This window comes from Streptococcus mitis (genome assembly GCF_946188685.1).
Classification (GTDB): Bacteria; Bacillota; Bacilli; order Lactobacillales; family Streptococcaceae; genus Streptococcus; species Streptococcus mitis_CC.
In genome coordinates this window covers 19984-34449 of the sequence record NZ_CAMHWH010000010.1, presented here as the reverse complement: position 1 = coordinate 34449, position 14466 = coordinate 19984, and the positions used below count along the sequence as shown (strand labels likewise).

The following is a 14466-nucleotide window of genomic DNA, read 5'->3' as shown; positions in this document are numbered from 1 at the left end:
GAACTCACATGTCAATTATTGAAATGAGAGATGTCGTCAAAAAATACGACAACGGAACGACTGCTCTACGTGGTGTTTCGGTAAGCGTTCAACCAGGGGAATTTGTTTACATCGTAGGACCTTCAGGAGCTGGGAAATCAACCTTTATTCGTTCTTTGTATCGCGAAGTAAAAATCGAAAAAGGAAGCTTATCTGTTGCTGGTTTTAATCTGGTTAAAATTAAAAAGAAAGATGTTCCTCTCCTACGTCGTAGTGTTGGGGTTGTCTTCCAAGATTATAAACTGTTACCAAAGAAAACCGTTTATGAAAATATTGCTTATGCAATGGAGGTAATTGGAGAAAGTCGCCGTAATATCAAAAAACGTGTTATGGAAGTCTTAGACTTGGTTGGATTGAAGCATAAGGTTCGTTCTTTCCCAAATGAACTTTCAGGGGGAGAACAGCAACGTATTGCGATAGCGCGTGCCATTGTAAACAATCCAAAAGTATTGATTGCGGACGAACCAACAGGAAACTTGGACCCGGATAATTCATGGGAAATTATGAATTTGTTGGAACGCATCAATCTCCAAGGTACAACTGTCTTGATGGCGACCCACAACAGTCAGATTGTAAATACCTTGCGCCACCGTGTCATTGCCATTGAAAATGGCCGTGTCGTTCGTGACGAAGCTAAAGGAGAATATGGATACGATGATTAGTAGATTTTTTCGTCATTTATTTGAATCATTAAAAAGTTTGAAACGAAATGGCTGGATGACAGTAGCTGCTGTCAGTTCAGTTATGATTACTTTGACTTTAGTTGCAATATTTGCATCTGTTATTTTTAATACAGCTAAACTCGCTACAGATATTGAAAACAATGTCCGAGTAATGGTATATATTCGTAAGGACGTAGCTGATAATAGTGAGACGATTGAAAAAGAAGGTCAAACTGTTACTAATAATGATTACCACAAGGTATACGATGCTTTGAAAGGTATGTCAACCGTTAAAAGTGTTACCTTTTCAAGTAAAGAAGAACAATATGAAAAGTTGACAGAAACAATGGGCGACAACTGGAAAATCTTTGAAGGTGATGCAAACCCTCTCTATGATGCTTATATAGTAGATACCAATACACCAAGTGATGTAAAGACGGTAGCAGAAGAGGCTAAGAAAATCGAAGGTGTATCAGAAGTTCAAGATGGTGGTGCTAATACAGAACGCTTGTTTAAGTTAGCTTCATTTATTCGTGTCTGGGGACTAGTTATCGCTGGATTATTGATTTTCATTGCGGTGTTCTTGATTTCTAATACTATACGTATCACCATCATTTCACGAAGCCGTGAAATTCAAATCATGCGTTTAGTAGGTGCTAAGAATGGCTATATCCGCGGACCTTTCTTGCTTGAAGGTGCCTTCATTGGTTTGCTTGGAGCAACACTCCCATCAGTTCTGGTATTTATTGTCTATAAAATGGTTTACCAATCGGTTAATAAGTCATTAGTCGGTCAGAATCTTTCAATGATATCACCAGAAGTATTCAGTCCACTGATGATTGCCTTATTATTTGTGATTGGAATTTTTATAGGTTCAATCGGATCAGGAATTTCTATGCGCCGATTCTTAAAAGTCTAAATTTTAATAGATGTATATTTGAGGAGATTTTACTATCTCCTTTTTTACTACAAAAATTTTAGAAAAAAGTCTACTTTTTTTAATAAAAGCCTTTACAAAAAAAAAAAAAGTGGTATAATTGAATTGTAGAAAGTGCAAACGTTTTCGTAAAACGTTTGCCTAAATAAAAATAAAGGAGATTTGAATGATGAAAGATACATTCAAAAATGTCTTGTCTTTCGAGTTTTGGCAAAAATTCGGTAAGGCTTTGATGGTGGTTATCGCCGTTATGCCGGCTGCTGGTTTGATGATTTCAATCGGTAAGTCGCTTGTGATGATCAACCCTAACTTTGCTCCACTCGTTATTACTGGTGGTGTACTAGAGCAAATCGGTTGGGGGGTTATCGTTAACCTTCATATCTTGTTCGCCCTAGCCATTGGAGGTAGCTGGGCTAAAGAACGTGCTGGTGGTGCTTTCGCCGCTGGTCTTGCCTTCATCTTGATTAACCGTATCACTGGTACAATCTTTGGCGTATCAGGCGATATGTTGAAAAATCCAGATGCTATGGTAACAACTCTCTTTGGTGGATCAATCAAAGTTGCTGATTACTTCATTAGTGTTATGGAAGCCCCAGCACTTAACATGGGTGTGTTCGTAGGGATTATCTCAGGTTTTATTGGAGCAACTGCTTACAACAAATACTACAACTTCCGTAAGCTTCCTGATGCACTTTCATTCTTTAACGGAAAACGTTTTGTACCGTTTGTAGTTATTCTTCGTTCAGTAATCGCTGCAATCGTACTTTCAGCTTTCTGGCCACTTGTGCAAACTGGTATCAATAGCTTTGGTATCTGGATTGCTAACTCACAAGAAACTGCTCCAATCCTTGCACCATTCTTGTATGGTACATTGGAACGCTTGCTCTTGCCATTTGGTCTTCACCACATGTTGACTATCCCAATGAACTACACAGCTCTTGGTGGTACTTATGAAGTCTTAACTGGTGCAGCAAAAGGTAGCCAAGTATTTGGTCAAGACCCACTATGGCTTGCATGGGTAACAGACCTTGTAAACCTTAAAGGTACTGATGCTACTCAATACCAACACTTGTTAGATACAGTCCATCCAGCTCGTTTCAAAGTTGGACAAATGATCGGTTCATTCGGTATCTTGATGGGTGTGATTGTGGCTATCTACCGTAATGTTGATGCTGATAAGAAACACAAATACAAAGGTATGATGATTGCAACAGCTCTTGCAACATTCTTGACAGGGGTTACTGAACCAATCGAATACATGTTCATGTTCATCGCAACACCTATGTATCTTGTTTACTCACTTGTTCAAGGTGCTGCCTTTGCAATGGCTGACGTTGTAAACCTACGTATGCACTCATTCGGTTCAATCGAGTTCTTGACTCGTACACCTATCGCGATTAGCGCTGGTATCGGTATGGATATCGTTAACTTCATTTGGGTAACTGTTCTCTTTGCTGTAATCATGTACTTTATCGCAAACTTCATGATTCAAAAATTCAACTACGCCACTCCAGGACGTAACGGTAACTACGAAACTGCTGAAGGTTCAGAAGAAGCTAGCGGTGAAGTAAAAGTTGCTGCAGGTTCTCAAGCTGTAAACATTATCAACCTTCTTGGTGGACGTGCAAACATCGTTGATGTTGATGCATGTATGACTCGTCTTCGTGTAACTGTAAAAGACGCTGACAAAGTCGGTGATGCAGAACAATGGAAAGCAGAAGGAGCTATGGGTCTTGTCATGAAAGGACAAGGAGTTCAAGCTATCTACGGTCCAAAAGCAGACGTATTGAAATCTGATATCCAAGATATCCTTGATTCAGGTGAAATCATTCCTGAAACTCTTCCAAGTCAAATGACAGAAGCGCAACAAAACACTGTTCACTTCAAAGGTCTTACTGAGGAAGTTTACTCAGTAGCAGACGGTCAAGTTGTTGCCTTGGAACAAGTTAAAGATCCAGTATTTGCTCAAAAAATGATGGGCGACGGATTTGCTGTAGAACCTGCAAATGGAAACATTGTATCTCCAGTTTCAGGTACTGTATCAAGCATCTTCCCTACAAAACATGCTCTTGGTCTTGTGACTGAAGCAGGTCTTGAAGTATTGGTTCACATTGGTTTGGACACAGTAAGTCTTGAAGGAAAACCATTTACAGTTCATGTTGCTGAAGGACAAAAAGTTGCAGCAGGAGATCTCCTTGTCACAGCTGACTTGGATGCTATCCGTGCAGCAGGTCGTGAAACTTCAACAGTAGTTGTCTTCACAAATGGTGATGCAATTAAATCAGTTAAATTAGAAAAAACAGGTTCTCTTGCAGCTAAATCAGCAGTTGCTAAAGTAGAATTGTAATATACTTGAGGTTGGAAGCTGTATTCCAACCTCTTATTTTGGGAGAAAAGAATGAAATTTTTAACACTCAATACTCACAGTTGGATGGAAAAAGAAGCAGAGGAAAAATTCCAGATTTTGCTTCAGGATATTCTTGAAAAGGACTATGATTTGATATGTTTCCAAGAAATCAATCAGGAGATTACTTCGCCAGAGGTGGAGGTTAATGACCTTTATCAAGCTTTGCCAGCAGCTGAGCCTATTCACCAAGACCATTATGTTAGACTTTTGGTTGAAAAGTTGTCAGAGCAAGGGAAAGATTACTACTGGACTTGGGCCTATAACCATATTGGTTATGACCGCTACCATGAAGGTGTGGCTATCTTGTCTAAAACACATATTGAAGCAAGAGAAATTTTGATTTCAGATGTGGATGATCCAACAGACTATCATACTCGTCGTGTTGCCTTGGCTGAAACTGTAGTTGATGGTAAGGAGCTTGCAGTTGCAAGTGTCCATCTTTCTTGGTGGGATAAAGGTTTCCAAGAAGAATGGGCGCGATTTGAAGCTGTCTTGAAAGAATTGAACAAGCCACTTTTGCTTGCTGGAGATTTCAACAACCCAGCTGGTCAGGAAGGTTACCAAGCTATTTTAGCTAGTCCATTAGGCTTACAAGACGCATTTGAAGTTGCTCAAGAGAAAAGTGGTAGCTATACTGTTCCACCAGAAATTGATGGCTGGAAGGGGAACACAGAACCCCTTCGAATCGACTATGTTTTTACTACCAAAGAGTTAGCGGTGGAAAATTTACATGTCGTATTTGATGGCAACAATAGTCCGCAAGTTAGTGATCACTATGGCTTGAATGCTATTTTAAACTGGAAATAAGGACTAAAAAGAGGTTGGGATTCACAAATTCCAGCCTTTTTTTTGATTAGATGAACTACTGAAAGTAAGCTCTATGAGTGAGACTACTGAAATGGAATAAAATATGGTATAATTGGTAAGATAGATAGAATCGAGGATATTATGTCATTTACGAAATTTCAATTTAAAAACTATATTAGAGAAGCCTTGGAGGAGTTGAAATTTACAACTCCAACAGAGGTGCAAGACAAGTTGATTCCTATTGTTTTGGCAGGTCGTGACCTAGTCGGTGAATCAAAAACAGGTTCGGGTAAGACTCACACTTTTCTATTGCCGATTTTCCAGCAATTAGATGAGGCTAGCGATAGTGTTCAAGCAGTCATTACTGCACCGAGCCGTGAATTAGCTACTCAAATTTACAAAGCAGCCCGTCAGATTGCTACTCACTCAGAAGTAGAAGTTCGTGTGGTTAATTATGTGGGAGGGACAGATAAGGCTCGCCAGATTGACAAATTGGCAAGTAACCAGCCTCATATTGTTATCGGTACGCCAGGTCGTATTTATGACTTAGTTAAGTCTGGTGACCTAGCTATTCACAAGGCTAAGACCTTTGTGGTCGATGAAGCAGACATGACCTTGGATATGGGATTCTTGGCAACTGTTGATAAGATTGCTGGAAGCCTTCCAAAAGACCTACAATTCATGGTCTTCTCAGCTACTATTCCACAAAAACTGCAACCATTCTTGAAAAAATACTTATCTAATCCTGTTATGGAGAAAATCAAGACCAAAACGGTCATTTCTGATACCATTGATAATTGGTTGATTTCGACCAAGGGTCGAGATAAGAATGCTCAAATTTACCAGTTGACTCAGTTGATGCAACCGTATTTGGCAATGATTTTTGTTAACACTAAAACGCGTGCTGATGAATTGTATTCATATCTGACTGCTCAAGGCTTGAAGGTGGCAAAAATCCATGGGGGTATTGCCCCTCGTGAGCGCAAACGTATCATGAACCAGGTGAAAAATCTGGATTTTGAGTATATTGTCGCAACAGATTTGGCAGCGCGTGGAATTGACATTGAAGGTGTCAGCCATGTCATCAATGATGCTATTCCGCAAGATTTGTCCTTCTTTGTTCACCGTGTTGGTCGTACTGGACGAAATGGCCTACCAGGTACAGCTATTACCCTTTATCAGCCAAGCGATGACTCGGATATCCGTGAGTTGGAGAAATTAGGAATTAAATTTACTCCGAAGATGGTAAAAGATGGAGAATTCCAAGATACCTATGACCGTGATCGTCGTGCAAACCGTGAAAAGAAGCAGGATAAGCTTGATATCGAAATGATTGGTTTGGTTAAAAAGAAAAAGAAAAAAGTCAAACCAGGTTATAAGAAGAAAATTCAATGGGCGGTTGATGAAAAGCGCCGCAAAACCAAGCGCGCTGAAAATCGTGCTCGCGGTCGTGCAGAGCGTAAAGCAAAACGCCAAACATTTTAATAGAAAAAGTTGGAGTACTGAGCTCCAACTTTTTTTATTTATGAGAACGAACTATCTATACAGAAACACTACATTATAGACTGCAAATTGAGTTTAAAAATGGTATAATGGTAAAGTTATATAGTCCCGATAAGATGGTAGAAATTTCTATTTTTTCTTTCGCGTCGCAATTCGCAAAGAATGATGGCTCCAAAGTCGTTCGTCATTCTACGGTTGCCGCTATAATGCGGTCACCCTATGCGCCTTACTAGCTTCAGAAATAAAAAATTATCGTTTTTATTTCTTTCGCGTCGTAACTCTTAGACTATAGAAATACCTATCAGTACTTTGTAACTCTATAACACTATTTTTAAGGGGGGACATTTTTATGTCAGAACGTAAATTATTCACGTCTGAATCTGTATCTGAGGGGCATCCAGATAAGATTGCAGACCAAATTTCAGATGCGATTTTGGATGCTATTTTAGCTAAAGATCCAGAGGCGCACGTTGCTGCTGAGACAGCTGTATATACTGGTTCCGTCCATGTTTTTGGTGAAATATCTACAAATGCTTATGTGGATATTAACCGTGTGGTTCGTGATACCATTGCAGAGATTGGCTACACTAATACAGAATATGGTTTTTCTGCTGAGACTGTAGGAGTACATCCATCTTTGGTGGAACAATCTCCTGACATTGCCCAAGGTGTTAACGAAGCCTTGGAGGTTCGTGGAAATGCAGACCAAGATCCGCTGGACTTAATTGGTGCTGGAGACCAAGGGCTCATGTTTGGCTTTGCAGTGGATGAAACAGAAGAGCTCATGCCTTTGCCAATTTCACTCAGTCATAAATTGGTTCGTCGTCTGGCAGAACTTCGTAAGTCTGGGGAAATTAGCTATCTTCGCCCAGATGCTAAATCACAAGTTACGGTTGAGTATGATGAAAATGACCGTCCAGTACGTGTGGACACAGTTGTTATTTCAACTCAGCACGATCCAGAAGTTAGCAACGAACAAATTCACAATGATGTCATTAATAAGGTTATCAAAGAGGTTATTCCAGCCTCTTACTTGGATGAGCAAACAAAATTCTTCATCAATCCTACTGGTCGTTTTGTAATCGGTGGACCTCAAGGGGACTCAGGTTTGACTGGTCGTAAGATTATCGTAGATACTTATGGTGGCTACTCTCGTCACGGTGGTGGTGCCTTCTCTGGTAAAGATGCGACTAAGGTGGACCGTTCTGCGTCATATGCGGCTCGCTATATTGCCAAGAACATCGTTGCAGCAGGTCTTGCTAAGAAAGCAGAAGTGCAATTGGCCTATGCCATCGGTGTTGCGCAGCCTGTTTCTGTTCGTATCGATACCTTTGGTACAGGAACAATAGCTGAAAGCAAGCTTGAAAAAGCAGCGCGTCAAATCTTTGATCTTCGTCCTGCAGGAATTATCCAAATGTTGGATCTTAAACGTCCAATTTACCGTCAAACAGCAGCTTATGGACACATGGGACGTACAGATATTGACCTTCCATGGGAACGTTTGGACAAGGTAGACGCTTTGAAAGAAGCAGTCAAATAAAATCTTGAGAGGGGGACTTCCCCTCTTTTTTAATATACTATTTCCTCCCAAATCATTGAAATTATAGCCTGAATTTGATATGATGGTTCTATGGATAAAAGTAGAGCAAAGCGTGAGAATCACGATAAGGTAAGAATGAGTCTAATAGCCCTAGTAGCTATCTTCTCAGTAAGTATTTGTGTCCTTGGTTCAATAATTGGATACAAAATATATACAAAGCAAAGTTTCGAACAAAAAATTGAGTCTTTAAAAAATGATAAAGATAATCAATTGAGTGAGGGAAATCAGAAAGATCATTTTCGTAAGGGAAAAGCCGAAGTAATTGCCTATTATCCTCTCCAAGGGGAGCAAGTGATTTCGTCTATAAAGGGAATTATGACACAGGATATTAAAGACAATCTAGAGGATAAGGAAAATCTGGTTTTTTATTATACGGAGAAACAGGATTCGACTTTAAAAGGGATTGTCAACCGAAGTGTGATGAAACAAGTCTATGATTTAACTTCGTCAAAAGTTGAAGAGACTGAAAAAACTAGTCTGGCAAAAGTACATTTGACAGAAGATGGTAAACCTTTTACACTTGATCAATTATTTTCAGATGCTAGTAAGGCCAAAGAGAAACTGATAAAAGAACTGACTTCTTTTTTACAGGATAAGAAATTGGAGCAAGAAAAGATTGATCAAGTTGTTAAAGGTTTCTCTGACCAAGACTTGTCTGCATGGAACTTTGATTACAAGGATAGTCAGATTATCCTTTATCCAAGTCAGTCAGTTGAAAATCTAGACGAGATTGCCTTGCCAGTATCTAGTTTCTTTGAAGTTATTCAGTCCTCATATTTGCTGGATAAGGATGCAGAGCTATATAAGGCTTATTATGAAAAGAAAAATCGTAAAGTAGTAGCCTTGACTTTTGATGATGGACCAAATCCTACGACGACAAATCAAGCATTAGATACACTTTCTAAGTATGGTATTAAGGCAACTTTCTTTGTGCTAGGTAAGAATGTTTCTGGAAATGAAGAGATTTTGAAACGCATGAAATCGGATGGACATGTCATTGGAAACCATAGTTGGAGTCATCCAGTGCTTTCAAAACTTTCTCTTGATGAAGCTAAAAAACAAATTACTGATACTGAAGATGCGCTAACTAAAGTGTTGGGGTCTAGCTCTAAACTTATGCGTCCCCCTTATGGAGCCATTACAGACGATATTCGCAATAGCCTCGATTTGAGCTTTATTATGTGGGATGTAGATAGTCTGGACTGGAAGAGTAAAAATGAAGCATCTATTTTGACAGAAATTCAGCGTGAAGTCAAGAATGGTTCTATTATTCTCATGCATGATATTCATGCTGAAACAGTGAATGCTTTACCAAAGGTTATTGACTATTTGAAAGGGCAAGGTTATGACTTTGTTACCGTACCAGATTTGTTAGACTCTCGTCTTAAAGCTCATCAGCTCTATTACGACCGCAATCAATAATACACAAAATCTAAAGAGAAAAGTTTTCCTTGAAAATTTGGCTCTTTGGATTTTCTTCTCATAGAAAGGAAAAATAATGAAATCTTATACTTTAAATAATGGTGTTACGATTCCAGTACTGGGATTTGGAACCTGGAAAGCTGAAAATGGAGAGATTGCCTATCAAGCTGTCCTAGAGGCTTTAAAGGCAGGCTATCGCCATATCGATACGGCAGCTATTTATAAAAATGAAGAAAGCGTTGGTCGTGCCATTCAAGATAGTGGCGTTCCGCGTGAGGAAATTTTTGTAACCAGTAAACTCTGGAATACAAATCACAACTATGAGCAAACTCGTCAGGCTTTTGAAGAGTCTTTAGCTCAGCTGGGCTTGGATTATTTGAATTTGTATTTGATTCATTGGCCAAATCCAAAACCACTCAGAGAAAATAACCACTGGAAAATCCGAAATTCAGAAGTTTGGAGAGCGATGGAAGACCTCTATCAAGAAGGAAAAATCCGTGCTATTGGAGTTAGTAATTTCCTTCCCCATCATTTGGATGCCTTGCTTGAAACAGCAACTATCGTTCCAGCGGTCAATCAAGTTCGTTTGGCTCCAGGTGTGTATCAAGAGGAAGTCGTAGATTACTGTCTAGAAAAAGGAATTTTATTGGAAGCTTGGGGACCTTTTGGTCAGGGAGAACTGTTTGATAGCAAGCAAGTGCAAGAAATCGCGTTAAATCACGGTAAATCGGTTGCTCAGATAGCCTTGGCCTGGAGCTTAGCAGAAGGATTTTTACCACTTCCAAAATCTGTCACAGCTTCTCGTATTCAGGCTAATCTTGATTGCTTTGGAATTGAACTGAGTCATAAGGAACGTGAAACCTTAAAAACAATTGTTGTTCAGTCTGGTGCTCCACGAGTTGATGATATGGATTTCTAGAAAATCATAAAAAGAATTGTACATTGTGCTAATTTTTGATATAATAGTCAGCAAGAAAGAAAGTCTTATGGCGTTCTTCAAGCGAACTTGGGATAGTGGGAGCCAAGTAGGGCAAAATAAAGAACTGGCGCTTTCTGTAATATTTTTAAAAACAATGAAGTAATAAATTAGGGTGGAACCGCGTTTCTGACGCCCCTAGTCGCAAGGCTTGGGTGTTGAAATTCGGTTCTTTTTGAATTCGTCTAATGCCTAAGTAGAAAGGAGCATAATGCTTAAAGGATCTTGTTTATGTAAAGCAGTGACCTACACTCTAGATGAGGAATTATCGGAATTAGTTTTTTGTCATTGCTCATTTTGTCGGAAAGCAACTGCGTCTGCCTATACAGTTAATGCCAAAGTTAGCAGTGAAAAGCTAGTATTGCATGGAAAAGAAAAGCTTGTTTCTTATAGTTCTTCTCCAGGAAAACAGCGTTATTACTGCCAGAACTGTCATAGTCAAATTTTCACTGTTCAAGAAAATATACCAGAAGTCTGTGCTTTGAAATTAGGTACAATAGATGAAAGCGATCAGAATTTACAAACTGTTCTCAAACGTCATATTTTTCAGGACCCAGCCTTTTCTTGGTTGCTTGAAAAATAAATCTAAGAAGATAATATAAATTAAAGGAGTATTCAATGTCTAAGAAATTAACATTTCAAGAAATTATTTTGACTTTGCAACAATTTTGGAATGACCAAGGTTGTATGCTTATGCAGGCTTATGATAATGAAAAAGGTGCGGGGACAATGAGTCCTTACACTTTCCTTCGTGCTATCGGACCTGAGCCATGGAATGCAGCGTATGTAGAGCCATCACGTCGTCCTGCTGACGGTCGTTACGGGGAAAACCCGAACCGTCTTTACCAACACCATCAATTCCAAGTGGTTATGAAGCCTTCTCCATCAAATATCCAAGAACTTTACCTTGAATCTTTGGAAAAATTGGGAATCAATCCTTTGGAACACGATATTCGCTTCGTTGAGGATAACTGGGAAAATCCATCGACTGGATCAGCTGGTCTTGGTTGGGAAGTTTGGCTTGATGGTATGGAAATCACTCAGTTCACTTACTTCCAACAAGTAGGTGGATTGGCAACTGGCCCTGTGACTGCAGAAGTTACTTATGGTTTGGAACGCTTGGCTTCTTATATTCAGGAAGTGGATTCTGTCTATGATATCGAATGGGCTGATGGTGTAAAATACGGAGAAATCTTCATCCAGCCTGAGTACGAACACTCAAAATATTCATTTGAAATTTCGGATCAAGAAATGTTGCTTGAAAACTTTGATAAGTTTGAAAAAGAAGCTGGACGCGCCTTGGAAGAAGGATTGGTGCACCCTGCCTATGACTATGTTCTCAAATGTTCACATACCTTTAACCTTCTTGATGCGCGTGGTGCCGTATCTGTAACAGAGCGCGCAGGCTATATCGCTCGTATTCGTAACCTAGCCCGTGTTGTAGCCAAAACCTTTGTGGCAGAGCGCAAACGCCTAGGCTACCCACTTTTGGATGAAGCAACACGAGCTAAACTCTTAGCAGAAGACGCAGAATAAAGAGAGTGACAAATTACGAAAATGGGCGAACAGTGTGAGCCCTGAACCAGGTGCCGCAGTGATGAAGGTATCCTTAGTGAAGCTAAGGATACTAGGCAAAATTGGAGACTTTTGGCTCCAATTTTAGCAATGAAACAATGAAGTTGGTTGCTTGCGTGCCAATCACATAAGGCAAACTGGAAAATAAAAAGATACTTTTCGGAGAAAAAACATGACAAAAAACTTATTAGTAGAACTCGGTCTTGAAGAATTACCAGCCTATGTTGTCACACCAAGTGAAAAACAACTAGGCGAAAAAATGTCAGCCTTCCTCAAGGAAAATCGCCTGTCTTTTGAAGCTGTTCAAACCTTCTCGACACCACGTCGTTTAGCTGTTCGTGTGACTGGTCTTGCAGATAAACAGTCTGATTTGACTGAAGATTTTAAGGGGCCAGCAAAGAAAATTGCCTTGGATAGTGATGGGAACTTCACCAAAGCAGCTCAAGGATTTGTCCGTGGAAAAGGCTTGACTGTTGAAGATATCGAATTCCGTGAAATTAAGGGTGAAGAATATGTCTATGTCACTAAGGAAGAAATTGGTCAAGCAGTTGAAGCCATTGTTCCAGGTGTTGTGGATGTCTTGAAGTCCTTGACTTTCCCTGTCAGCATGCACTGGGCTAACAACACCTTTGAATACATCCGCCCTGTTCACACTTTAACTGTTCTTTTAGATGAAGAAGAGTTTGATTTGGATTTCCTTGATATCAAGGGAGGTCGTGTGAGCCGTGGTCATCGTTTCTTGGGACAAGAAACTAAGATACAGTCAGCATTGAGCTATGAAGAAGACCTTCGTGCACAATTTGTAATCGCAGATCCACGTGAACGTGAGCAAATGATTGTTGACCAAATCAAGGAAATTGAGGCAAAACATGGTGTACGTATTGAAATTGATGCTGATTTGCTTAATGAAGTCTTGAACTTGGTTGAATACCCAACTGCCTTTATGGGAAGTTTTGATGCCAAATACCTTGAAGTACCGGAAGAAGTTTTGGTGACTTCAATGAAGGAACACCAACGTTACTTTGTTGTTCGTGATCAAGACGGTAAACTCTTGCCAAACTTCATTTCTGTTCGTAACGGAAACGCAGAGTATTTGGAAAATGTTATCAAAGGAAATGAAAAAGTCTTGGTAGCCCGTTTGGAAGACGGAGAATTCTTCTGGCGTGAAGACCAAAAATTGGTTATTTCTGACCTTGTTGAAAAATTAAACAATGTCACCTTCCATGAGAAGATTGGTTCCCTTCGTGAACACATGATTCGTACGGGTCAAATCGCTGTACTTTTGGCAGAAAAAGCTGGTTTGTCAGTGGATGAAACAGTTGACCTTGCTCGTGCAGCAGCCATTTACAAGTTTGACTTGTTGACAGGTATGGTTGGCGAATTTGACGAGCTCCAAGGTATTATGGGGGAGAAATATGCCCTTCTTTCTGGTGAAACTCCAGCAGTTGCAGCTGCTATTCGTGAACACTACATGCCTACATCAGCCGAAGGAGAACTTCCAGAGAGCAAGGTTGGAGCCATTCTAGCCATTGCAGACAAATTGGATACGATTTTGAGTTTCTTCTCAGTAGGTTTGATTCCATCAGGTTCTAATGACCCTTATGCCCTTCGTCGTGCGACGCAAGGTGTGGTTCGTATCTTGGATGCCTTTGGTTGGCACATTGCTATGGATGAGTTGATTGATAGCCTTTATGCTTTGAAATTTGACAGCTTGACTTATGAAAATAAGACAGAGGTTATGGATTTTATCAAGGCTCGTGTTGATAAGATGATGGGCTCTACTCCAAAAGACGTTAAGGAAGCGGTCCTTGCAAGTTCGAACTTTGTTGTGGCAGATATGCTAGAAGCAGCAAATGCTCTCGTAGAAGCAAGCAAGGAAGAAGACTTCAAACCATCTGTTGAATCACTTTCTCGTGCCTTTAACTTGGCTGAGAAGGCAGAAGGAGTTGCTACAGTTGATTCAGCTCTCTTTGAGAATGAAGAAGAGAAAAACTTGGCAGAAGCAGTCGAATCACTCGTTTTGTCAGGGACTGCCAGTCAGCAATTGAAACAACTCTTTGCTCTTAGCCCAGTCATTGATGCATTCTTTGAGAATACCATGGTTATGGCCGAAGATCAGGCTGTCCGTCAAAATCGTTTGGCTATCTTGTCTTATTTAACTCAAAAAGCAGCTAAACTTGCACGTTTTAACCAAATCAATACCAAATAAAATCTGTTAAATGGATTAAATCTTATCATAAAGGAGAGAAACATGGATCCTAAAAAAATTGATCGTATTAACGAGCTTGCGAAAAAGAAAAAAACAGAAGGCTTGACCCCAGAAGAAAAAGTAGAACAAGCCAAACTACGTGAGGAGTACATAGAAGGTTATCGTCGCACTGTTCGTCACCACATCGAAGGGATCAAAATTGTGGACGAAGAAGGAAACGATGTTACACCAGAGAAACTACGTCAAGTTCAACGTGAAAAAGGATTACATGGTCGTAGTCTCGATGACCCAAATTCATAATAAGTATTCTTTCTTTTAATAAGGATAGA

The 14466-nt window shown here is 39.9% G+C and carries 12 protein-coding genes; all 12 read left to right on the top strand.

Annotated features, from left to right (window positions below; all coding sequences use genetic code 11):
- The first annotated feature begins 8 nt into the window (after positions 1–8).
- The 12 genes from ftsE (at position 9) to N8N51_RS08815 (ending at position 14437) form a co-directional block, all read left to right on the top strand.
- Positions 9–701 (top strand): cell division ATP-binding protein FtsE, encoded by a 693-nt coding sequence (gene ftsE / locus N8N51_RS08870; protein WP_000022269.1) that lies wholly within the window; start codon positions 9–11, stop codon positions 699–701.
- Positions 694–1620 carry a permease-like cell division protein FtsX gene (gene ftsX, locus N8N51_RS08865; RefSeq protein ID WP_261104043.1) on the top strand — a complete coding sequence of 309 codons (927 nt, stop codon included), beginning with the start codon at positions 694–696 and terminating at the stop codon, positions 1618–1620. The genes ftsE and ftsX overlap by 8 nt, the downstream gene beginning before the upstream one ends.
- Before the next feature lie 184 nt (positions 1621–1804).
- Positions 1805–3985 (top strand): PTS transporter subunit IIBC, encoded by a 2181-nt coding sequence (locus tag N8N51_RS08860; RefSeq protein WP_261089504.1) that lies wholly within the window; start codon positions 1805–1807, stop codon positions 3983–3985.
- A gap of 51 nt (positions 3986–4036) precedes the next feature.
- Positions 4037–4852 carry an endonuclease/exonuclease/phosphatase family protein gene (locus N8N51_RS08855; RefSeq protein ID WP_084923414.1) on the top strand — a complete coding sequence of 272 codons (816 nt, stop codon included), beginning with the start codon at positions 4037–4039 and terminating at the stop codon, positions 4850–4852.
- Positions 4853–4993: 141 nt separating this feature from the next.
- A complete protein-coding gene (locus N8N51_RS08850) occupies positions 4994–6337 on the top strand; it encodes a DEAD/DEAH box helicase (protein WP_084923415.1) in 1344 nt (447 codons plus the stop codon).
- Positions 6338–6704: 367 nt separating this feature from the next.
- On the top strand, positions 6705–7895 hold the full coding sequence (gene metK / locus N8N51_RS08845; RefSeq protein ID WP_084923416.1) for a methionine adenosyltransferase: 1191 nt from the start codon (positions 6705–6707) through the stop codon (positions 7893–7895).
- 90 nt (positions 7896–7985) lie between these two features.
- Complete coding sequence (gene pgdA / locus N8N51_RS08840) at positions 7986–9377, top strand: peptidoglycan-N-acetylglucosamine deacetylase PgdA (RefSeq protein WP_261104042.1); 1392 nt, start codon at positions 7986–7988, stop codon at positions 9375–9377.
- Between the two features lie 76 nt (positions 9378–9453).
- The gene (locus tag N8N51_RS08835; RefSeq protein WP_261057041.1) at positions 9454–10296 is read left to right on the top strand and encodes an aldo/keto reductase; all 843 of its coding nucleotides are present in this window, start codon (positions 9454–9456) and stop codon (positions 10294–10296) included.
- A gap of 268 nt (positions 10297–10564) precedes the next feature.
- On the top strand, positions 10565–10936 hold the full coding sequence (locus N8N51_RS08830) for a GFA family protein (RefSeq protein WP_153210591.1): 372 nt from the start codon (positions 10565–10567) through the stop codon (positions 10934–10936).
- A 35-nt stretch (positions 10937–10971) separates the two neighbouring features.
- Positions 10972–11889: a glycine--tRNA ligase subunit alpha gene (glyQ, locus tag N8N51_RS08825; protein ID WP_000038733.1), complete on the top strand. Its 918-nt coding sequence runs from the start codon at positions 10972–10974 to the stop codon at positions 11887–11889.
- A gap of 211 nt (positions 11890–12100) precedes the next feature.
- A complete protein-coding gene (gene glyS, locus N8N51_RS08820) occupies positions 12101–14137 on the top strand; it encodes a glycine--tRNA ligase subunit beta (RefSeq protein ID WP_153210592.1) in 2037 nt (678 codons plus the stop codon).
- Between the two features lie 42 nt (positions 14138–14179).
- Positions 14180–14437: a DUF896 family protein gene (locus N8N51_RS08815; RefSeq protein ID WP_000371299.1), complete on the top strand. Its 258-nt coding sequence runs from the start codon at positions 14180–14182 to the stop codon at positions 14435–14437.
- Positions 14438–14466 lie beyond the last annotated feature (29 nt).

Coding starts and splice junctions, on each gene's coding strand:
- glyQ (WP_000038733.1), top strand. CDS start 10,972: ATGTCTAAGAAATTAACATTTCAAGAAATTATTTTGACTTTGCAACAA.
- metK (WP_084923416.1), top strand. CDS start 6,705: ATGTCAGAACGTAAATTATTCACGTCTGAATCTGTATCTGAGGGGCAT.
- N8N51_RS08855 (WP_084923414.1), top strand. CDS start 4,037: ATGAAATTTTTAACACTCAATACTCACAGTTGGATGGAAAAAGAAGCA.
- N8N51_RS08815 (WP_000371299.1), top strand. CDS start 14,180: ATGGATCCTAAAAAAATTGATCGTATTAACGAGCTTGCGAAAAAGAAA.
- N8N51_RS08860 (WP_261089504.1), top strand. CDS start 1,805: ATGATGAAAGATACATTCAAAAATGTCTTGTCTTTCGAGTTTTGGCAA.
- ftsE (WP_000022269.1), top strand. CDS start 9: ATGTCAATTATTGAAATGAGAGATGTCGTCAAAAAATACGACAACGGA.
- N8N51_RS08850 (WP_084923415.1), top strand. CDS start 4,994: ATGTCATTTACGAAATTTCAATTTAAAAACTATATTAGAGAAGCCTTG.
- ftsX (WP_261104043.1), top strand. CDS start 694: ATGATTAGTAGATTTTTTCGTCATTTATTTGAATCATTAAAAAGTTTG.
- N8N51_RS08830 (WP_153210591.1), top strand. CDS start 10,565: ATGCTTAAAGGATCTTGTTTATGTAAAGCAGTGACCTACACTCTAGAT.
- pgdA (WP_261104042.1), top strand. CDS start 7,986: ATGGATAAAAGTAGAGCAAAGCGTGAGAATCACGATAAGGTAAGAATG.
- N8N51_RS08835 (WP_261057041.1), top strand. CDS start 9,454: ATGAAATCTTATACTTTAAATAATGGTGTTACGATTCCAGTACTGGGA.
- glyS (WP_153210592.1), top strand. CDS start 12,101: ATGACAAAAAACTTATTAGTAGAACTCGGTCTTGAAGAATTACCAGCC.